The sequence below is a fragment of the Microbacterium sp. LB12 genome, from assembly GCF_037150835.1.
Taxonomy (GTDB): domain Bacteria; phylum Actinomycetota; class Actinomycetes; order Actinomycetales; family Microbacteriaceae; genus Microbacterium.
On record NZ_JBBCPF010000005.1, the window covers coordinates 104,049 to 124,675 of the forward strand.

The window sequence follows — 20,627 nt, forward strand, 5'->3', positions numbered from 1 at the left end:
CATGGATACCACCTTCGTCGCACCGATGGGTGACCGTGGTCGCCTGGTCGTCCCAGCGGAGCTCCGCGCTCGTCAGCACTGGGAGCAGGGCGTGCCCCTGCTCATGATCGAGACGTCCGGCGGAGTGATCCTGGCCACCCGCGAGCAGGCCAAGACCCTGGTCAGAGCGCAGCTGGCGGGCAAAGACCCTCTCGCGTCCCTCCTTGCCGAGCGCCGCGCGGCCGCGAGTTCTGAGGATGCCGCTGCGTGATCGTGGTGGATGCGTCGGCACTGCTCGCTTTCCTGCAGGGCGAACCGGGCGCAGACCGCGTGGAGGAAGTCCTGGATCGCGCTGTCGTCGGCGCGGCGAACTGGTCGGAGGTCGCGCAGAAGGTGCGTGCATCCGGCGCCGATTGGGGCGTCGCATCCGGCCTGCTCCTCAGCTACCGACTGCGCGTCGAGCCGGTGTCGCAGCGTGACGCCGAGGAGGCAGCGTCGCTGTGGAAGCGCGGGAGCGGGCTCTCGCTCGGTGATCGGCTGTGTCTCGCGCTCGCGCGACGCTACGAGGCCCCGGTCCTCACAGCCGACCGCGCGTGGGGCGAGTCCGAGCACATCGAGCAGCTCCGGCGCTGAGGGAGGGCAACCTCGAGCCCTCTGGCGGAGACCGCTTCGGGGAGTGGCCGCAGAACTGATATCCTGGTCGGCTCGCTGTGCGCGGGCGGAAGGTGGCCAGCACAGTGGGCTCTATCGATGTCTCGGGCGTCTCGTTGACGCTTCCGGACGGCAGACCGCTTCTCGATGAAGCGACGTTCCGAGTGGGCGCTGGTTCGACCAGCGCGCTGATCGGACCCAACGGCGCGGGGAAGACGACCCTGCTGCGGATCATCCGCGGCGAGCAGGCGGCGGACGACGGTGTCGTGACGATCGACGGCGGACTCGGCGTCATGGATCAGTTCGTCGGTCACGGTGAAGCGGGCGAGACCGTCCACCAGCTCCTGGTCCGGGTGGCCCCCGCACGTATCCGCGCCGCGGCCGAGGCGCTCGAGTCGGCGGAGAACGCGCTGATCGAACGCGACGAGCACGACACGCAGATGGCCTACGCCTCGGCCATCGCCGAGTACGCCGATGCCGGCGGCTACGAGCACGAGACCGTGTGGGACCAGTGCACGGTCGCCGCGCTGGGCGTGCCGTTCGAACGTGCGCGGTATCGCGAGCTCACCACTCTCTCCGGCGGGGAGCAGAAGCGGCTCGCACTCGAAGCGCTGCTGCGCGGACCCGACGCGGTGCTGCTGCTGGACGAGCCGGACAACTACCTCGACGTGCCCACCAAACGCTGGCTCGAAGAGCAGCTACGGCAGACCCCCAAGACGGTGCTGCTGGTCTCGCACGACCGCGAACTGCTCGCGCGTGCCGCCGACCGGCTCATCACGCTCGAACCGGGAGCGGCCGGCGCGACGGCGTGGGTGCACGGCGGCGGATTCGCCACGTACCAGCAGGCGCGCACCGACCGGATGGACCGCCTCGACGAGCTGCGGCGGCGGTGGGACGAACAGCACGAGAAGCTGCGCACCCTCGTCGCGAACCTCAAGGTCAAGGCCGCGGCGAACGACGGCTTCGCGTCGCGCTACCAGGCGGCGCAGACCCGCCTGCGCAAGTTCGAGGAGGCGGGCCCTCCCGAGGAGCGTCCACCGACGCAGGAGTTCGACATGCGTCTGCGCGGCGCCCGCACCGGCAAGCGGGCCGTGGTGGCCGAGCGCCTGGAGCTCACCGGCCTCATGCGAGCGTTCGACGCGGAGGTCTGGTACGGAGACCGGGTCGCGGTGCTCGGTTCGAACGGATCGGGCAAGTCGCACTTCCTGCGGCTGCTCGCCCGTGGTGGCAGCGACCCGGATGCGACGCTCGGCCACGTGACGTCCACGGGCGAGGACCTGAGCGCGGTCGCCCATACGGGTCGGGCCGTCCTCGGCGCGCGCGTGGTGCCGGGCCTGTTCGCCCAGACGCACGCGCATCCCGAGTTCGTGGGGCGCACGCTCCTCGAGATCCTGCACCGCGGCGACGACCGGCGCGCCGGGATGCCACGGGATGCGGCGAGTTCCGCGCTCGATCGCTACGGCCTCGTGCGGCAGGCGCAGCAGACGTTCGATTCGCTGTCCGGTGGCCAGCAGGCCCGGTTCCAGGTGCTGCTGCTGGAGCTGTCCGGGGCGACCCTGCTCCTGCTGGACGAGCCGACCGACAACCTCGACCTGGAATCGGCCGAGGCGCTGGAGGACGCGCTCCTGCGGTTCGAGGGCACCGTGCTCGCGGTGACGCACGACCGCTGGTTCGCGCGATCCTTCGACCGTTTCCTCGTGTTCGGCGCCGATGGCGAGGTCTACGAGTCGGACGAGCCCGTGTGGGACGAGAAGCGCGTCGCCCGCGCGCGCTGAGGCGGCTCAGCGCAGCCGGAACGGCGCGGCGGCGCGTGCGGCGGGGTCCAGGACGAGATCGGCCAGGACCCCTCCGACGCCGGGCGCGAACTTGAAGCCGTGCCCGGAGAACCCGGCACCCACGACGAGCCGTCCCCGGCGATCGAGCACGAAGGCGGCATCGTCGGTCGACGTGTAGGTGCAGCTGATCGGCACGGCGGATTCGGGGTCGAGCCCGGGCATCCACTCCCGCACATATTCTGCGAGCGCGCGCTGGTGGGTCGGCAGGTGCGGTCGGGCATCCGGGTCGATCTCGTCGCCCACGCGGTGGAAGCCGACCTTGACGCCTTCGCCGGGCGTGGGCATGCCGTAGACCATGGCCGGATAGGCGGCAGGGTCGACCTCGTGGTTGAACGACGGCCAGGAGGAGCCGGACCGAGGCTGGAAGTGCGCAGGCGTCTCCTCGGTCACCCGCAGCCGGGGCAGCCCGACCTGGCCGAGCAGTCCGCCGGTCCACGCGCCGGCCGTCACGACGACGGTCTCGGCGTGCAGCCGGTCTCCGTCGGCGAGGGCGACCACGGCGTGATCGGGGTTCTCGCCCACGTGCGCGACGAGGGTGTTCCAGCGCACCTCGCCGCCGCCTGCGTCGATCCGCCGCTCCAGTTCGCGCAGGGCCGCCGCGGCACGCACCACTCCCGCGTCGGCCGACCACAGCACAGCGCCCTCGAAGCGCATCCCCGACCAGCGTGCTGCGGCCTCGGCCGGGGTCAGCACCGTCGAGGGGATCCCGCGCGCGGCGAGTCCGTTCTGCACGGCGGAGACGTCGACGCGTCCGTGCGTCACGAGGCCGTGCAGCCGCAGCAGCGGTTCGCCGTCGACGCTGCCGAGCGCGTCCCATCCTTCGCGGGCGCGCACGAGCAGGTCGAGGTAGTGGTCTTCGCTGTAGGCGTTGTTGAAGTTGCGGGTGGCGCCGTGCGACGCCCCCTCGTGGTGGCCGCGGGCGAAGCGCTCGAGCACCACCGGGCGCCGACCGCGTCGGGTGAGCTCCCACGCGGTCGCGAGTCCCATCACGCCGCCGCCCACGACGACGACATCCACGGCTTCCGTTCGCATGCTGCCTCCCGCACTCGGATCCAGTCTCCCAGCCATGGGGGCGCGCGGCGGCCCGGTAGGCTGGAGGGGTGACCATGGAGATCGAGCTCGGCCGAGGAAAGCGCGCCCGTCGCGCGTACACGTTCGATGACATCGCGGTGGTGCCTTCCCGGCGCACGCGCAACCCCGAGGATGTGTCGACGGCCTGGACCATCGACGCCTTCGGCTTCGAGATTCCGGTGCTCGGCGCCCCGATGGACTCGGTGGTGAGCCCGCAGACCGCGATCATGCTCGGGCAGCTGGGCGGACTGGGCGTGCTCGACCTCGAAGGGCTGTGGACGCGGTACGAGAACCCCGAGCCGCTGCTCGCGGAGATCGCCGGTCTCACCGACGACCAGGCCACCGTGCGCATGCAGGAGCTGTACTCGGAGCCGATCAAGCCCGAGCTCATCACGAGCCGTCTCGCCGAGATCCGCGAGGCCGGCGTCACCGTGGCCGGGTCGCTCACTCCGCAGCGCACCCAGGAGTACTACGACACCGTCGCCGCGGCGGGCGTCGATCTGTTCGTGATCCGCGGCACCACGGTGTCTGCCGAGCACGTCTCCAGCGTCGCCGAGCCCCTGAACCTCAAGAAGTTCATCTACGACCTCGACGTCCCCGTGATCGTCGGCGGTGCGGCCACGTACACGGCGGCCCTGCACCTGATGCGCACTGGGGCCGCGGGTGTGCTCGTCGGCTTCGGCGGGGGAGCGGCGTCGACGACGCGCGCCACCCTCGGCATCCACGCCCCCATGGCGACCGCGGTGTCCGATGTCGCGGCCGCGCGCCGCGACTACCTCGACGAGTCCGGCGGACGCTACGTGCACGTGATCGCAGACGGCGGGGTCGGCACGTCCGGCGACATCGTCAAGGCGCTCGCGATGGGGGCCGATGCGGTCATGCTCGGCGTCGCGCTCGCTCGTGCCACGGATGCGCCCGGTCGCGGATTCCACTGGGGTCCCGAGGCCCACCACCCGAAGCTGCCGCGCGGCCGTCGGGTCGAGGTCGGCGGTATCGGCACGCTCGAGGAGATCCTCTACGGTCCCGCGCCCGTCGCCGACGGCACCGCGAACCTGATCGGCGCCCTGCGCAAGTCGATGGCGACCACCGGCTACTCCGACCTCAAGGAGTTCCAGCGGGTCGAGGTCGTGCTCGCACCATACGAGGCCTGAGGTCCAGCGCTTCACCGTGACCACTCCTGCTCTGTTCCCCCCGACTCTCCGCGAGGTCATGCTCCGGGGACGCTGGATCGGGATGCTCCTGCTCTGCCTGCTCGTGGCGGGCGTGTTCGCCTGGCTGGGCCAGTGGCAGCTGGAGCGCGCGATCGAGACCGATCCGCCGAAGCCGGGAGCCACCGAGCAGGTGCAGCCGCTCACCGAGGTGCTGCAGCCGGGTGCGTACCTTCCCGAGCCGCTCGTGGGTCAGCGGGTCGAGACCGCGGGCGTCTGGGTCCCCGAGGACTTCCTCGTGGTGTCGAGCCGCTTCAACGACGACGTGCAGGGTTACTGGGTGACCGGTCAGCTGCGCGTCGCCGAGCGCGTGTCGATCGCGGTCGCGATCGGCTGGGCTCCCGACCGTGCCACCGCGGATGCGGCGGTGAAAGAGCTCGAGGCGGGCGCCGACGGCTCCGTGGTCGAGGTCTCCGGACGAGTGATCTCCGATGAGGGTCCGCGAGTGCCGCCGCGGAGCGATCCGTATCAGCTCGACCGGATGTCGCCCGCGGCGCTCCTCAGCCGGTGGCACGACGTCGAGGGGCTCGACGTCTACCGGCCGTATCTGGCATCGACGACGGCGACCGCCGGACTCGTCGACATCTCCTCCCCGGCACCGGACGAGATGTCTCCGGTGAACTGGCTCAACGTGTTCTACGCCGTCGAGTGGGCGATCTTCGCGGGCTTCGCGTTCTACCTCTGGTACCGCCTGGCGAAGGATGCGTGGGAGCGCGAGGTCGAGGAGTTCGACGACGCGGCGGCTTCCGAAACCGCCTGATCGCACGCGCATCTGCGCGCGTCCTGGTGCGCATCTGCGTGCTCTCGCGCTGCGATAGAGACCTTCGTCAGGGGTCGTCGCGGACGTCCGGTGAGCGCTGGATGACGAATCAGGAAACTCCATTGAGGATGCCTGAACCGCTCCGTATGCTCGCTCCATGTGAGCAGGCTGGGAGTTTCCCCAGCGTGCCGTGACAGTCCTGAGAAGTGTCGACCCACGATCGAGGAGACAGCACCGATGATGTCCGCTCCAGGCGAGGAGAGCCGCATGGCTCCGACCTCGCACCGCAGAACCAGGGGGCGCATCGGCGCTCTCGCCGTGACCTGCGTGGCCGCGCTGAGCCTCGGCTCGCTGGCCGCCGTTCCCGCCGCCGCCGACACGACCGGGACGGGGGTGGTGATCAACGAGGCGTACCTCTCCGGAGGCAGCGCCGGCGCCGCGTTCAAGAACAAGTTCGTGGAGCTGTACAACCCGACCGCCGCGCCCATCACTCTCGACGGCATGTCGTTGCAGTACCGCTCGGCGACCGGCACCGGGAACTTCAACGGCGTGGCGCCGCTGACCGGTGTCATCCCCGCCGGCGGCTACTACCTCGTGCAGGGCAACAGCAACGGCGCGAACGGTGCCGAGCTGCCGACCCCCGACGCGGTGAGCACCCTCACCCCGAGCGGCACGACCGGCACCCTCGCACTGGTCGAGGGCACGGCAGCCGTCGCGCTGACTCCCGGGTCGACGGTCGGCGTGGACGGCGTCGTCGACCTGCTCGGATACGGCACCTCGAACACCTTCGAGGGCACGGTGGCGAAAGCGCCGGCCGGCAACACCGACGTCAAGTCGCTGAACCGCACGGGCGGGGTCGACACGGACGACAACGGAGCGGACTTCACGCTGTCGGCGACGATCACGCCGCAGAACTCGGGCGGCACCGATCCGGGCACCGACCCCGGTACGGATCCGGGCACGGAGCCGAAGACGGCGACCATCGCCGAGGTGCAGGGCACGACCGATGTCTCGCCGCTGAACGGACAGACGGTCAAGGTCGAGGGCGTCGTCACGGCGGATTACCGCACGGGCGGCTACAAGGGCATCGTCATCCAGACGCAGGGCTCGGGCGGCACGAACGACGCGACCCCCGGTGCATCCGACGGCGTGTTCGTGTTCCTCAACGCGCTCGCACCGACGCTCGCGATCGGCGACCTCGTCTCGGTGACGGGCTCGGTCAGCGAGTACTTCGGCCAGACGCAGCTCAACCCCGCCACGGCGACCGACGTCACCGTGGTCACCGCGGGCGTCGGCGTGCCTGCGGTGACGCCGCTGCCCGCCACGGTGCAGGGTGCGGATCGCGAGCAGTACGAGAACATGCTGGTCGCCCCCGAGGGCACCTACCGGCTCGCGTCCAGCCACCAGCTGTTCAACTTCGGCACGCTCTGGCTCAACGCCGGCGACGCGCTGAACGTGAAGAGCACCGAGACCACGCGTCCGGGTGCCGACGCCGCAGCGATCGCCGCGGCGAACCGCGCCAACCGCATCCTGCTGGACGACGGCTGGTCGATCCAGGTCTCCAACAGCGGTCACCCCGGTGAGCAGCCGTACTTCACGAAGGACACGGTCGTCCGAAACGGCGACATCGTCGACTTCAGCGACAACGGCTACGTGCTCCAGTGGGGCTTCGACGACTGGCGTCTGCAGCCGGTCGTGCCCATCGACGACTCCTCGCCCGCGAACCTCAAGGTCGGATTCGAGTCCTCGAACCCGCGGACCGAGAGTGCACCCGAGGTCGGCGGCGACGTGCAGGTCGCGTCCTTCAACGTCTACAACTACTTCACGACGTTGAAGAGCGAGAACGCCGACGCCCGTGGTGCGGCGAACGCGGCGCAGTTCGCGATCCAGAAGTCGAAGATCGTCGCGGCGATCAACGGCCTGGACGCCGACATCGTCTCGCTCATGGAGATCGAGAACTCCGTGAAGCTCGGCAAGCCCATCGACACGGCCCTCAAGGACCTGGTCGCCGGTCTCAACGCCGACGCGGGCAGCGACGTGTGGGGCTACGTGCCCACGCCCGCGGCGCTGAACGATGCGGCCACCACCGACTACATCACCAACGCGATCATCTACAAGAAGGACGCCGTGAAGCGCGTCGGCGACAGCATCACCGTCACCGACGAGACCGTGTGGGGCAACGCCCGTGAGCCGATCGCGCAGGCGTTCGACATCGACGGTCGCGTGGTCACCGTGGTCGCGAACCACCTGAAGTCCAAGTCGCCGCCCACTGGCGCGGGAGCGGAGCCGGCCGACGGCCAGGGCTTCTTCAACGCCGACCGTGTGAAGCAGGCCAACGCGATCCTCGCCTTCACAGACCAGATCGAGGAGACCACCGGAAGCGGCGACATGCTGCTGATCGGCGACTTCAACGCGTACGGCAAGGAAGACCCGATCGACGTGTTCACCTCGAACGGGTGGAGCGACCTCGTCGCCGACAAGGCCTCCGGCCAGTACACGTACACGTTCGACGGCGAGCTCGGCTCGCTCGATCACGTGATCGCGTCGCCGTCGCTCGCCTCGTCGATCACGGGTGCGGCGGTCTGGGGCATCAACTCGCCGGAGTGGAGCGACCGCGGCTACGCGTTCGGCGCCACCGAGCAGGGCACGCCCTACCGTTCCAGCGACCACGACCCGATCATCGTCGGCGTCTCGGCGGAGACCCCGCCGGTCAGCATCGACGTGGTCACGGTCAACGACTTCCACGGTCGGATCGAGGCCGACGGGGCCGCCGCGGGTGCTGCGGTCCTGGCCGGCGCGGTCAAGCAGTTCCGCGACGCGAACCCGAACACGATCTTCGCCGGTGCCGGCGACCTGATCGGTGCGTCGACGTTCACGTCGTTCATCAACGACGACAACCCGACGATCGACGCGCTCAACGCCGCCGGTCTCGATGTCAGCGCCGCCGGCAACCACGAGTTCGACCAGGGCTGGGAGGACCTGCGCGACCGCGTGCAGGACCGCGCGGACTGGGAGTACATCTCGTCGAACGTGTTCGTCACCGAGACGGGTCAGCCGGCACTCGCACCGGCGTGGGTCAAGGAGCTCGACGGTGTGCGAGTCGGATTCGTCGGCGCCGTGACCGAGGATCTCGACTCGCTCGTCTCACCCGAGGGCATCAAGGACCTCGAGGTGCGAAGCATCGTCGACTCCGTGAACGCCGTGGCCGACGACCTGCGCGACGGCGATGAGTCCAACGGCGAGGCGGATGTCGTCATCCTCCTCGTGCACGAGGGCGCATCGAGCGTCGAGCTGTCCAGCATCACCCCGGATTCGCCGCTCGGCGAGATCGTCTACGGGGTCGATGACGATGTCGATGCCATCGTGTCGGCGCACACGCACCTCGCGTACAACCACGTGATCGACGGCCGTCCGGTCGTCTCCGCGGGGCAGTACGGCGAGAACCTGGGTCTGATGAACCTCCAGGTCGACCCGAAGACGAAGGACCTGATCTCGATCACCAACGAGATCAAGCCCCTCACCGCTGCGGGCAAGCCGCTGTACCCGGCTGTTCCGGAGGTCGCCGACATCGTCGCCAAGGCGAAGGCCGAGGCCGACGTGCTGGGGGCGATCAAGGTCGGAGACATCACCGCCGACTTCAACCGGGCGCGGCAGACGAACGGGTCGGAGAACCGCGGTGGCGAGTCGACGATCGGCAACTTCGTCGCCGACGTGCAGAAGTGGTCCACGGGCGCCGATGTGGCGATCATGAACCCGGGTGGCATCCGTGCCAACCTCACGTACGCTTCGGCCGGAGCATCCGACCCCGACGGCAACGTCACCTACCGCGAGGCGGCGACGGTCCAGCCGTTCGCCAACACCTTGGTGACGCTGACGCTCACGGGTGCGCAGCTGAAGGGCGTGCTCGAGGAGCAGTGGCAGCCGGCGGGTTCGGCGCGTCCGTTCCTCAAGCTCGGCGTCTCGAAGGGGCTGGTCTACACGTACGACCCCGCCGCGGCGCAGGGTTCGCGGATCACCTCGCTCACGCTCAACGGCACGGCGATCGATCCGGCCGCGAACTACACGGTCGCCGCCAACTCGTTCCTCGCGGCGGGTGGAGACAACTTCTTCACCTTCAAGGAGGGCACGGGCAAGCGTGACACCGGCAAGATCGACCTGCAGTCGATGGTCGACTGGTTCGATGCGAACAAGACCGCCAGCCCCGACTACGCCCAGCGTGCGGTCGGCGTCAAGGTCAGCCCGGCCGATGCCGACGGTTACAGCGCCGGTGACCAGGTGACCGTGTCGCTCTCCTCGCTGGCGTTCAGCGCGGGCGAGCCGGCTCCGGGGGCGGTGACGCTGTCGCTCGGCGGCACGCAGCTCGCGACCGGCACCGTCGACCCGGCGGTCGTCGACACCACCGACGAGGGCGGGCGCGCCAGCCTGACCTTCACGGTTCCGTCCGGCGTGTTCGGCCCGCAGGTGCTGACGGTCGACGTCCCGGCGACGGGCACGACTGTGCACGTGCCGTTCACGATCGCGGGTGAGGCCGCCTTCGCAGGGACCATCACCCTCGGCTCGTCCAAGGTGACGGCGGGCAAGACGCTCAAGGTCACCGGTGAGGGGTACGTGCCCGGCGAGACGGTGAGCATCGAGCTGCGTCCGAAGAAGGGCAAGCCGGTCCAGGTCGGCACGGTCCAGGTGGGGGCGGACGGCACGTTCAGCACCCAGGTGACGGTGCCCAAGAGCGCGCCCTCCGGCAAGTACACGGTGGCGGCGTCGCAGGCGGATGGGGATGCGGCGACCGCCGTGGTCACCGTGAACCGTGCCGGTGGCATCATCGGCGCGATCCTCGACTGGCTCTGGAACCTCCTGATCGGATGGTTCTGATCCGGTAGCGGACGACACGGGCGAAGGCCGTCGGGAGCGATCCCGGCGGCCTTCGTCGTGCGCTCGCCCTCAGGCGGTGACCGCGACCGGCGCCCAGGCGAAGCCGTCGGGGTCGACCGCCGCACCAAGCACGCCGTTCACGGTGATCCGGTGCGAGCCGGTGCCTTCGGCGGGCACTCCGGCGTCCTTGGCGAGGGATGCGTGTCGGTACAGGCCGAGTCCGATCGAGCTTCCCGTCGTCTCGAACTGCACATAGCTGCGGCCGAAGCTCTTGCCGACCGGGATGCCGCGGTCCGCGTAGAACGTCTTTGAGGCGACCACATCGTCGGCGCCGAGGAGGAGGATGATCTCGTCGACGGCGCGACTCGGGGGAGCGGTGTCCTTCTTCGCAGAGGTGGCGACCTTCCAGATGGCGCCGTCCGGTGCCTGTACGGTGCCGCCGACGCCCCACAACGACTTCGACACCGGCTTGATGACGGTGGCTCCTCCCGCGACGGCCGCGTCGATGAGGGCGTGCACGTTCGCCGGCTGCGAGACGACCAGCGACAGCGTGTAGCCGCGGAAGCCGGACGAGGGGGCGTCCGCGGTGCGGAAGCGCAGGCGATCGCCGAGGTCGAAGGCCTGCGTGTAGAAGGAGCGGGCGGCGTCCGCGTCGGGGACGTCGAGGGTGACGGAATCGATCGTGGTGTTCATGACCACGACGCTACGGAGTGCGCGCGGCGGGTGCTTCTCGATTCCTGACCGATGCCGTCGCGCGAGGAGCTACGGGGTGAGGACCTCGACCTCGGCCTGCGCCAGGGCGCCGGCGAGGGGAGCGGCGGGGAGGACATCGGTGACGAGGTAGTGTGCACGATCCAGCGGGGCGACCTGTGCGAACAGCCGACGGTCGAACTTGGATGAGTCGGCGAGGATCGCGGTGCGCTCCGCCCGGTGGATCATCTCGGACATCATGGCGGCGTCGCCGAGGTTGGAGGTCGAGAAGCCGCCTTCGTCCACGGCACCGACCGCGATGAGGGCGAGATCGCAGCGGATGTCGACCTCGGGCCCGCCCGGGCTCATCGTGAACGCGACCGGGCCCGTCGTCGCCTGGGTGATCGCGCGCACCGCACCGCCGAACACGTAGAGGTCGCGGAAAGCGGAGGGGGCGATCTCGGCCGGGATGCGCAGGTTGTTGGTCGCGATGGTCAGATCCTTGTGATTGCGCAGGGCGCGGGCGAGCGCGAGCGTGGTCGTGCCGGCATTGAGCATCACCACCGCCCCGTCGTCGATGAGCGTCGCCGCGAGCCGGGCGATCTTCTCCTTCTCCTCGGTCTGCATCCGCAGCCGCACATCGAGCGCGCGGTCCTTCGGCTGTCCGCCGGCCGCATTGACGGCGCCTCCGTGCGTGCGGATGACGACGCCCTCGCGGTCGAGCTGGTCGAGGTCGCGGCGGATGGTGTCGATGGACACGCCGAAGTGCTCGGCGAGGTCGCCGACGGTGACCTCGCCCGCCTGCTCGACGTAGGCGGCGAGGTCCGCTTTGCGGCCGGCCGGGAGGCGTCGTCGGTGCGGGGTCTCAGATACAGCCATGCACACATCTTTAGCACAGGACCGGCACAAACCATGCATAGTTCGGCAGGAAACAGCAGAATGCGATCGCGGAAAGCCCGCACTTTGCGCGGTTCTGCTCCCGAAGAGGCGTTCACAGTCGATTCGCCCTCTTGACGCCTTGCAGATCTCTGCATAACATGGCTTAAAACCGCATGAACAAGCATTGAGGCGCGTTCTGCGGCACGATCTCAAAGAGGAGAAGTGATGAGCACAGTGGGACGTGGGCAGCGACGAACCCGAATGATCGTCGGCGCCGGCACCGCGGCGGTTACCCTTCTGGCCTTGGCGGGCTGCGCGCCCGGCACAGGGAGCGGAGACAGCGGCGGAGACGGCGGAGACGTCACGATCGAATTCGCCCAGTGGTGGGAACCGGAGCTGCCCGACGGCGAGTTCCGCGCACTCATCGACGGGTTCGAGAAGGAGAACCCCGGCATCACGGTCAAGCTCGTGAGCGGACCCTACGCATCGACCAAGGAGCAGCTCTTCGCCGGCGCGGCATCCGGAACCATGCCCGACGTGGTCGGCCTCGACGGCGCGTGGGTGAACGACTTCGCCTCGCAGGGAGTCATCGCCGACCTCACCGCGCTCATGAAGGAGTACGACTACGACGACAGCGAGCTGGCCAGCCAGATCCAGGTCGACGGCAGCACCTACATGATCCCGGTGGTCAACTTCGTGTACCCGATGTTCACGAACGACGACCTGCTCGCCCAGGCCGGGGTGACCACGCCTCCGACCAACCGCACCGAGTTCGCCGACGCCGCAGCCAAGGTGTCGGCGCTCGGCGGCGACGTCTCCGGGTGGGTCCTGCCGCTCTCGCTGGAATCGCCGAACGGCGTGCAGAACGACGTGATGTCGTGGGTCTGGGCGTCCGGCGGCTCGATGCTGAAGGACGGCAAGCCCGACCTCACCAACGACGACGTCACCTCTGCCGTCGAGTACATCGGCGGCCTGTGGGACGACGGCGTCATCGCCTCCGGTTCGTTCACGATGAAGGAGCAGGACAAGGTCGAGGAGTTCACCAACGGCCGCGTGGGCATGATGATCGACTCACTCGCGCACATCAACCTGATCCGCGAGACCAACCCCGACCTGAAGTTCTCGATCTCGGCGATCCCCGCCGAGGACGGCTACGACGGCGAGCGCGGCATCCCCTACGCCTCGTGGGGCATCGGCGTCGCGGCGAACTCCGAGCACAAGGAGGCCGCCTTCAAGCTGGTGTCGTACCTGATGAGCGAGCAGACCAACTCCGAGCTCTCGACCATGGCGAAGGCGTTCCCGGGCAACTCGAAGTCGGTCCCCGACTTCGTGGGCGACGACGAGCTGTTCCAGACGGCGTTCGACATCTACCAGGCGGGCTACCCGGCGAACGAGTTCACGGGCCTCCCGGTCGCGGAGGACCTCATGCGGCAGTTCGGCGAACAGCTGCAGGCCGCTCTCGACGGGCAGCAGTCGATCCCGGACGCGCTCAAGAAGGCGCAAGCCTCCTGGGAGGCGGAGTTCTGAGCTCCCGCTTCCCCGACTGAACGGGGTGCCGCACCGCGGTCGCGGTGCGGCACCCGACCAACCAAGGAGCCCGAGTCCTCATGAGTCTCAGAACGTCCGACGACACCGAGGTGATCGTCACCGGAGTCGCACCGTCGCGCCGACGGCGGCAGCTGCGCAAGACCACCGAGTCGTACGCCTTCCTCTCGCCGACGGTCATCCTGCTGTTCGTGCTGATGATCGTCCCCATCGTCATGGTGATGGGCTACTCGTTCCAGGACAACGTGATCCTGAACAAGTCGCCCGAGTTCGTCGGCATCGCCAACTACGTCGAGATCCTGTCCGATCCGCGCTTCTGGAAGGCGACGGGCAACACGATCCTGTTCACGGTCACCAGCGTCGCGGCCCACCTCGTGCTCGGTCTCGCCTTCGCGATGATGCTGAACAGCCCGCTCCTCGGCCGTTTCTCGCGGTCGCTGTTCCGGGCACTGTACGTGCTCCCGTGGCTGTTCACGGTCGCGGTCATCGCGGTGCTGTGGCGCATGCTCCTCGCCCCGAACGGCGTGGTCAACTTCCTGCTCAACACCGACATCGAGTGGCTGGCCTCGCCGCAGCTCGCGTTGGGCACCATCATCTTCATCAACATCTGGGCGGGATACCCGTTCTTCATGGTGAGCCTGCTCGCCGGGCTCCAGGGCGTGCCGGCCGAACTGCACGAGGCGGCGACGGTTGACGGCGCCGGCGCCGTGCAGCGCTTCTGGAACGTGACGATCCCGCAGCTGCGGCCGATCATCATCAGCCTGGTGCTGCTCGACCTCATCTGGACCTCGCAGCAGTTCGCCCTCATCTGGATGACCACGGGCGGTGGCCCGATCGACGTCACCGAGGTGCTCAGCACCTTCACCTACAAGCTGGCGTTCTCCAAGTACGACTTCTCGCTCGCTTCGACGTCCGCCGTCCTCGTGCTGCTGATGTCGATGGTGCTCGCGGTGTTCTATGTCCGCCACCAGAAAGCGAGGGACTGATCGTGGCTCTCTCCACCAGGACCCAGCGCCGCGTCGGCAAGACCGGCCTCATGATCGGCCTCCTCATCGGTGCGGTGTTCGCCGCAGGCCCGGTGCTGTGGATGCTGTCGAGCTCGTTCAAGTCGAACACGCAGATCTTCGAGCTCCCGCCGCGGCTCCTCACCGACACGTTCTCGTTCGACGCGTACGTCGCGATCTTCACGAACCCCGAGACGATGCGGTTCTTCCTGAACAGCTACGTCGTCGCCGGCTCCGTCACGATCCTCACGCTGATCGTCGCGATCCAGGCGGCGTACGCCTTCAGCCGCTTCGAGTTCCGCGGCAAGCGCATCCTCAACGTGGTGATCGTGAGCGTTCAGGCGGTGCCGCCCATCACGCTGCTGATCCCGTACTTCGGCCTCATGGTCGCACTCGGTCTCTACAACTCCTACGCGGGCCTCATCCTCACCTACATGGTGTTCACGCTGCCCTACGCGATCATCATGATGACCGGGTACTTCAACACCCTTCCGAAGGAGCTCGACGAGGCCGTGCGAGTCGACGGCGCGGGCTCCATGACGGCGCTGTGGCGCATCCTGGTGCCGATCTCGGTGCCGGGCATCGTGTCGGTCGGGATCTACACGTTCATGATCGCGTGGAACGAGTACCTGTTCGCGCTGACGCTCACCCGCACGATCGACATGCGCACGGTGCCCATCGGCATCCAGCTGCTCATGGGCCAGCACTCCTACGAGTGGAACCAGATCATGGCCATGAGCGTGCTCGGGTCCATCCCGGTGCTCATCCTCTTCCTCTTCTTCCAGCGCTACTTCATCAGCGGCCTCACGGCCGGCTCCGTGAAGAGCTGACCCGTCCCCGACCCGGGGCATCGACCACCACGAAAACAGGAGAAATCACGTGCTCTACACCGGCAAATCCATCCTCGATGTCGCGAACGCGAACAACTTCGCGATCCCGGCGTTCAACATCAGCGACTGGGCGATGTTCAACGGCGTCATGGATATCAGCGAGGAGAAGGCCGCTCCGGTCATCATCGCCATCCACCCCGACGAGGTCTCGCACATCACGACCGACCTGATCGCCGCGATGCACTCGCGAGCGCACCGCTCGAGCGTGCCCGTCGCGATCCACTGGGACCACGGCGGCAGCTATGAGCAGATGATCACGGCGATCAAGGCGGGCTTCACCTCGGTCATGATCGATGCCTCGCTGCTGCCGTTCGACGAGAACGTCGCCCTCACCCGCAAGGTCGTCGAGGCCGCGCATGCCGTGGGCATCCAGGTCGAGGGCGAGCTCGGCACCATCGGTGCGAACGACAGCTACGGGGAGTCGGGCGCGGCCGAGATCATCTACACGAACCCTGCCGACGCCGTGCGCTTCGTGGCGGAGACCGGGGTGGACAGCCTCGCGATCGCGATCGGCACCTCGCACGGTCTCTACCCGTCCGACAAGAACCCGGAGCTGCGGCACGACCTGCTGCAGGAGATCAAGGCGGCCGTGGGCATCCCGCTGGTGCTGCACGGCGGCTCGGCGAACCCCGACGCGGAACTGCGACGCGCGGTGGAGCTCGGCATCAACAAGATCAACATCTCCAGCGACATCAAGGTCTCGTACCACAACCGCATGCGCGAGATCCTCGGCACGGACGAGCGGCTGCGCGAGCCGAACGCCATCCAGCCGGAGCCGATCGCGGCGCTCAAGGCCACCGCGGCTGAGAAGATCGAGCTGTTCGGCGCCGACGGCAAGGCCGGACTGTACTGATCGGCCGGCAGCATCTCGAGGGTGAGGACGAGCGACGGATGAGTGAAGTCGTGGACAGGCAGCTCGTGCTCGGGCTGGGCGGAACGGTCGGCTACGAACTGCGCTGGGACTCCGCGGTGTTCGACCGGCTCGCGTTCGAGCATCGCGTGCGGCGGCACGAGCTGACCTCGACGGCGCCCATCGTCGACGAGAGGTCGCTTCTGATCGCCGTTCTCGCCCTCGTCGCCGCCGGTGCCGGGGCGGAGCGCTTCGTCGCCTCCTCCGAGGTGGTCGAGGCCTTCGCTGCGCACTTCACCCACGACGTCACCCTGGGTGGCACCGGCGTGCGAGCGGGGCTCGTCCTGGCCAGCCTGGGCATCCCGAGCGTGCAGCACCTGGTGAGCATCGACGACAACGTGCGCCGACTGCTGCCGGCGGGGGTGTCGTACGTCTGCTCGGCGGTGCGGGACACCCTCGATCCGCACCTGATCGTGCAGTACCCGGTCGGCGCACACGTGCGGCTCATGGACGCCGACATCCTCTCGCCCGCCGCGAACCGGCTGATCTTCGCGAACGACCCGCCCAACCGGGAGATGCTGCTGGCGCCGGAGCTGGGCGACGAGCTGGCCACCGCGTCCGCGTTCCTCGTCTCCGGGTTCAACACCATGCAGGACCACGACCTGCTGGAGCGGCGGCTCGACGAGCTGGGACGGGCGATGGATCGGCTTCCCGACGACGCCCTCGTGTTCTACGAGGACGCCGGGTTCTACATGCGCGCCTTCGCCGAGACCGTGCGTCGACGCCTGCTCGACCGCATCGACGTGTACAGCCTGAACGAGGACGAGCTGCAGGAGTATCTGGGGCGGACGGTCGCGCTGCTCGACCCGGCGGATGTCGTGCGCGCACTCGCCGAGATCCGCGCGCTCATCCCGGTCCCCGCCCTCGTGGTGCACACCCGGCACTGGGCGGTCGCGGTCGGACCCGAGGCGGCCCGGCACCGCGATGCGCTGGAGAGCGCGGTGCGGGTGGCCGCGACACGGTTCCGGCTCGGTGACGGCTTCACCGCGGCGCAGGCCGAGGAGACCGCGGACCTGCCGAGGCACGAAGGGGGAGGAGCGCTCGTCGCGGCCACCGAGCAGACGCTGCCGGGTGCGGTCGGCATTCCCGGTTTCCTCCTCGACGTCGCACAGCCCACCACCATCGGTCTCGGCGACACGTTCGTCGGCGGGTTCCTCGCCGCTCATGCCCGCGTCGCCGAGACTGCACCCGACGGAGGACGCCGATGAACCCGATCCCCCTGCCCTCGAACCGTCCGGCCGAGCGCTTCTATCGCGGCGGTGCCCGCATCTCGGCCTTCCGCGGCGAGGGGAATTCCGCTCCGCGCGAGCCCGAGGACTGGATCGGCTCGACCACGACGGTCCGCGGGGAGCAGACGCTCGGGCTCACCACGCTCCCGGACGGTCGCCTGCTGCGCGACGCGATCGCCGCGGACCCCGTTTCCTGGCTCGGTGCCGCCCATGCGGAGCGCTGGGGAGCGGACGCCCGGCTGCTGGTCAAGCTGCTCGACGCCGGGCAACGGCTGCCCGTGCACGCGCATCCACACGACGACTTCGCGCACGCACACCTGGGGCGGGCGCACGGCAAGGCCGAGGCCTGGTACATCCTCGAAGGCGGCACGGTGCATGTCGGGCTGCGGGAGGATGTGTCGATCGACGTGCTGGCCGACCGGGTCGCGCGGCAGGACGTGGAGGCGCTGCTCGCCCTGCTGCGCGAGGTGCCGGTGTCGCCCGGTGATGTGGTGTGGGTGCCGCCGGGGGAGCTGCACGCGATCGGGGCGGGCGTGCTGTTGCTCGAGCTGCAGCAGCCGGAGGACCTGTCGATCCTGCTGGAGTGGGAGGGCTTCGAGATCGACGGCGCGGCGGAGGGGCATCTCGGCCTGGGGTTCGACCTGGCGCTCACCGCGGTGAACACGACGGCGCGGAGCCGCGCGGAGCTCGCAGCCCTCGTACACGCGGCGCCTCCGTCCGGATCGGTGTTCCCCCGTGCGGCCGACCGCTACTTCCGCTTGGAGCGACGCCCGGTCCACGGTGCGGTCGTGGTCGAACCCGGCTTCGCGATCGTGGTCGTGTCCGACGGCGTCGCCGACATCGGCGGACGGGTGCTGCGCGCGGGTGCCACCGTGCTGGTCCCCGCCGCCGCCGGACGCATCGAGGTGAGCGGCGACGCCGAGCTGCTGATCGCCCGACCGCCCGCGCCGTGAGGCCGTCGGCGGCGGATCGAGCGCCGGATGGCGGCGGCTAGACTGGACGCATGCCCGAACCGAAAGTCGCCAGCTTTCCGGCGATCCGCGGTGCGCTGAAGTTCTACCAGATCGCGTCGATCATCACCGGAGTCATGCTGCTCCTGCTGTTGACCGAGATGGTGCTGAAGTACACGCCGATCCACCTCGAGCTCTTCATGGGAGGCTCCGGCGGACCGCTCTGGTTCGCCGGTGTGCTCGCCGGGCCCGACTGCCAGTGGTGGTCGCTCTTCGCCCCGATGACCAACTCCTGCGAGATGACCTCCCTGGGCGACGGGTTCAACCTGTCGCTGTTCATCCTCGTGGCGCACGGCTGGTTCTACGTCGTCTACCTCTTCGCGTGCTTCCGCATGTGGAGCCTCATGCGCTGGCGCTTCCCGCGGTTCATCCTGCTCGCGCTCGGCGGCGTCGTGCCGCTGCTGTCGTTCTTCATGGAGGCGGTCGTCGCCCGTGAAGTCAAGACCTATCTCGCCACCAGAGAGGCCGAAGAGGCCTCCGCCCCCGCCCCGGAAGGTGTCCGTTGACCGAACAGTCCGAGACCCAGCAGCGCCCTGCGCTCGTCGTCGACTTCGGCGCGCAGTACGCGCAGCTGATCGCCCGTCGCGTCCGCGAGGCCGGCGTCTACAGCGAGATCGTGCCCCACACGGCCACGGCCGCCGAGATCGCCGCCAAGAACCCGGTCGCCATCATCCTCTCCGGCGGACCGTCGTCGGTGTACGAGGAGGGCGCTCCCAAGCTCGACCCGGCGGTGTTCGACCTCGGCGTCCCGACGCTCGGCATCTGCTACGGCTTCCAGTACATGGCCCAGACCCTGGGCGGCGAGGTCGCGAACACCGGCCTGCGCGAGTACGGCGCGACGGATGCCGTCATCAGCGGCGACGGCGGCACCCTGCTCGGCGGACAGCCGGCGGAGCAGAACGTGTGGATGAGCCACGGCGACCAGGTCGCCAAGGCTCCCGAGGGCTTCGACGTGCTCGCCACCACCGAGGCCACCAAGGTCGCGGCGTTCGCGAACGAGGAGCGCGGCTTCTACGGCGTGCAGTGGCACCCCGAGGTCAAGCACTCCGACCACGGCCAGCGCGTTCTCGAGAACTTCCTCCACAAGGGCGCGGGTCTCGCGTCCGACTGGAACAGCGGGAACGTGATCGCCGAGCAGATCGAGCGCATCCGCGAGCAGGTGGGCGACGCCCGCGTCATCTCCGCACTGTCCGGCGGCGTCGACTCCGCGGTCTCCACGGCCCTCGTGCACAAGGCGATCGGCGACCAGCTCACCGCGGTCTTCGTCGACCACGGCCTCCTCCGCAAGGGCGAGCGCGAGCAGGTCGAGAAGGACTACGTCGAGTCGACGGGTGTGCGTCTGATCACGGTCGACGCGGCCGACACCTTCCTCGGTCACCTCCAGGGTGTGACCGACCCCGAGGAGAAGCGCAAGATCATCGGACGCGAGTTCATCCGCGCGTTCGAGAAGGTACAGCTCGACCTGGTCGCTGAGGCCAAGGCGTCGGGTGGCGCTCCGGTGAAGTTCCTCGTGCAGGGCACGCTCTACCCCGATGTCGTCGAGTCCGGCGGCGGTGCGGGCACCGCGAACATCAAGTCGCACCACAACGTCGGCGGTCTGCCCGACGACCTCGACTTCGAGCTGATCGAGCCGCTGCGTGCGCTGTTCAAGGACGAGGTGCGGGCGATCGGCCGCGAGCTCGGCATCCCCGAGGCGATCGTCGGACGGCAGCCGTTTCCGGGGCCCGGTCTCGGCATCCGGATCATCGGTGAGGTCACCGCTGACCGTCTCGAGATTCTGCGTGAGGCCGATGCCATCGCCCGCGAGGAGCTGACCAAGGCCGGCCTCGACCAGGAGATCTGGCAGTGCCCGGTCGTGCTGCTCGCCGATGTGCGCTCGGTGGGCGTGCAGGGCGACGGTCGCACGTACGGCCACCCGATCGTGCTGCGTCCGGTGTCGAGCGAGGACGCCATGACCGCCGACTGGACGCGTCTGCCGTACGACGTGCTGTCGAAGATCTCGAACCGCATCACGAACGGTGTCCGCGACGTCAACCGCGTCGTGCTCGACGTCACGTCGAAGCCGCCGGGGACGATCGAGTGGGAGTAGGGGGCGCG

General features: G+C 68.9%; 17 protein-coding genes. 14 read left to right on the forward strand and 3 right to left on the reverse strand.

Going from position 1 to position 20,627, the window contains the following annotated elements:
* The first annotated feature begins 1 nt into the window (after position 1).
* The 3 genes from WFM69_RS10745 (at position 2) to WFM69_RS10755 (ending at position 2,405) form a co-directional block, all read left to right on the forward strand.
* Entirely contained in the window at positions 2–250 is a 249-nt protein-coding gene (locus tag WFM69_RS10745; RefSeq protein WP_337004456.1) for an AbrB/MazE/SpoVT family DNA-binding domain-containing protein, read from the forward strand.
* The gene (locus WFM69_RS10750; protein WP_337004458.1) at positions 247–612 is read left to right on the forward strand and encodes a type II toxin-antitoxin system VapC family toxin; all 366 of its coding nucleotides are present in this window, start codon (positions 247–249) and stop codon (positions 610–612) included. The genes WFM69_RS10745 and WFM69_RS10750 overlap by 4 nt, the downstream gene beginning before the upstream one ends.
* Before the next feature lie 104 nt (positions 613–716).
* Positions 717–2,405, forward strand: a complete 1,689-nt coding sequence (locus tag WFM69_RS10755; RefSeq protein ID WP_337004460.1) for an ABC-F family ATP-binding cassette domain-containing protein — start codon at positions 717–719, stop codon at positions 2,403–2,405.
* A 6-nt stretch (positions 2,406–2,411) separates the two neighbouring features.
* On the opposite strand, the gene WFM69_RS10760 is transcribed toward WFM69_RS10755, so the two are convergent.
* Positions 2,412–3,497, reverse strand: coding sequence for an FAD-dependent oxidoreductase (locus WFM69_RS10760; protein ID WP_337004462.1), 1,086 nt, complete (start codon positions 3,495–3,497; stop codon positions 2,412–2,414).
* 74 nt (positions 3,498–3,571) lie between these two features.
* Between WFM69_RS10760 and WFM69_RS10765 the strand changes: the two genes are divergently transcribed.
* The 3 genes from WFM69_RS10765 to WFM69_RS10775 all read left to right on the forward strand — a co-directional run bounded on the left by WFM69_RS10765 (position 3,572) and on the right by WFM69_RS10775 (position 10,373).
* Positions 3,572–4,687 (forward strand): GuaB3 family IMP dehydrogenase-related protein, encoded by a 1,116-nt coding sequence (locus tag WFM69_RS10765; protein WP_337004779.1) that lies wholly within the window; start codon positions 3,572–3,574, stop codon positions 4,685–4,687.
* A gap of 58 nt (positions 4,688–4,745) precedes the next feature.
* Positions 4,746–5,504 (forward strand): SURF1 family protein, encoded by a 759-nt coding sequence (locus WFM69_RS10770; protein ID WP_337004781.1) that lies wholly within the window; start codon positions 4,746–4,748, stop codon positions 5,502–5,504.
* Positions 5,505–5,771: 267 nt separating this feature from the next.
* Positions 5,772–10,373, forward strand: a complete 4,602-nt coding sequence (locus WFM69_RS10775; protein WP_337004464.1) for an ExeM/NucH family extracellular endonuclease — start codon at positions 5,772–5,774, stop codon at positions 10,371–10,373.
* A gap of 69 nt (positions 10,374–10,442) precedes the next feature.
* Here the strand turns inward: WFM69_RS10775 and WFM69_RS10780 are convergent, their stop codons facing one another.
* Together WFM69_RS10780 and WFM69_RS10785 are read right to left on the reverse strand one after the other, a co-directional pair.
* Complete coding sequence (locus WFM69_RS10780) at positions 10,443–11,066, reverse strand: glyoxalase (protein ID WP_337004466.1); 624 nt, start codon at positions 11,064–11,066, stop codon at positions 10,443–10,445.
* A 69-nt stretch (positions 11,067–11,135) separates the two neighbouring features.
* Positions 11,136–11,942, reverse strand: coding sequence for a DeoR/GlpR family DNA-binding transcription regulator (locus WFM69_RS10785; RefSeq protein ID WP_337004468.1), 807 nt, complete (start codon positions 11,940–11,942; stop codon positions 11,136–11,138).
* A gap of 225 nt (positions 11,943–12,167) precedes the next feature.
* Here WFM69_RS10785 and WFM69_RS10790 point away from each other — a divergent pair, with 225 nt between their 5' ends.
* The 8 genes from WFM69_RS10790 (at position 12,168) to guaA (ending at position 20,619) form a co-directional block, all read left to right on the forward strand.
* Positions 12,168–13,469 carry an ABC transporter substrate-binding protein gene (locus WFM69_RS10790; protein ID WP_337004470.1) on the forward strand — a complete coding sequence of 434 codons (1,302 nt, stop codon included), beginning with the start codon at positions 12,168–12,170 and terminating at the stop codon, positions 13,467–13,469.
* A gap of 80 nt (positions 13,470–13,549) precedes the next feature.
* Complete coding sequence (locus WFM69_RS10795) at positions 13,550–14,473, forward strand: carbohydrate ABC transporter permease (RefSeq protein WP_337004472.1); 924 nt, start codon at positions 13,550–13,552, stop codon at positions 14,471–14,473.
* A gap of 2 nt (positions 14,474–14,475) precedes the next feature.
* Positions 14,476–15,321, forward strand: coding sequence for a carbohydrate ABC transporter permease (locus WFM69_RS10800; protein ID WP_337004474.1), 846 nt, complete (start codon positions 14,476–14,478; stop codon positions 15,319–15,321).
* Between the two features lie 49 nt (positions 15,322–15,370).
* Positions 15,371–16,234, forward strand: a complete 864-nt coding sequence (locus WFM69_RS10805) for a ketose-bisphosphate aldolase (RefSeq protein ID WP_337004476.1) — start codon at positions 15,371–15,373, stop codon at positions 16,232–16,234.
* Between the two features lie 38 nt (positions 16,235–16,272).
* Entirely contained in the window at positions 16,273–17,499 is a 1,227-nt protein-coding gene (locus WFM69_RS10810; protein ID WP_337004478.1) for an ADP-dependent glucokinase/phosphofructokinase, read from the forward strand.
* Positions 17,496–18,473, forward strand: a complete 978-nt coding sequence (locus WFM69_RS10815) for a class I mannose-6-phosphate isomerase (protein WP_337004480.1) — start codon at positions 17,496–17,498, stop codon at positions 18,471–18,473. Before WFM69_RS10810 ends, WFM69_RS10815 begins: the two co-directional genes overlap by 4 nt.
* Before the next feature lie 50 nt (positions 18,474–18,523).
* Positions 18,524–19,036 (forward strand): DUF3817 domain-containing protein, encoded by a 513-nt coding sequence (locus WFM69_RS10820; protein ID WP_337004482.1) that lies wholly within the window; start codon positions 18,524–18,526, stop codon positions 19,034–19,036.
* Positions 19,033–20,619 (forward strand): glutamine-hydrolyzing GMP synthase, encoded by a 1,587-nt coding sequence (guaA, locus tag WFM69_RS10825; protein WP_337004484.1) that lies wholly within the window; start codon positions 19,033–19,035, stop codon positions 20,617–20,619. Before WFM69_RS10820 ends, guaA begins: the two co-directional genes overlap by 4 nt.
* Positions 20,620–20,627 lie beyond the last annotated feature (8 nt).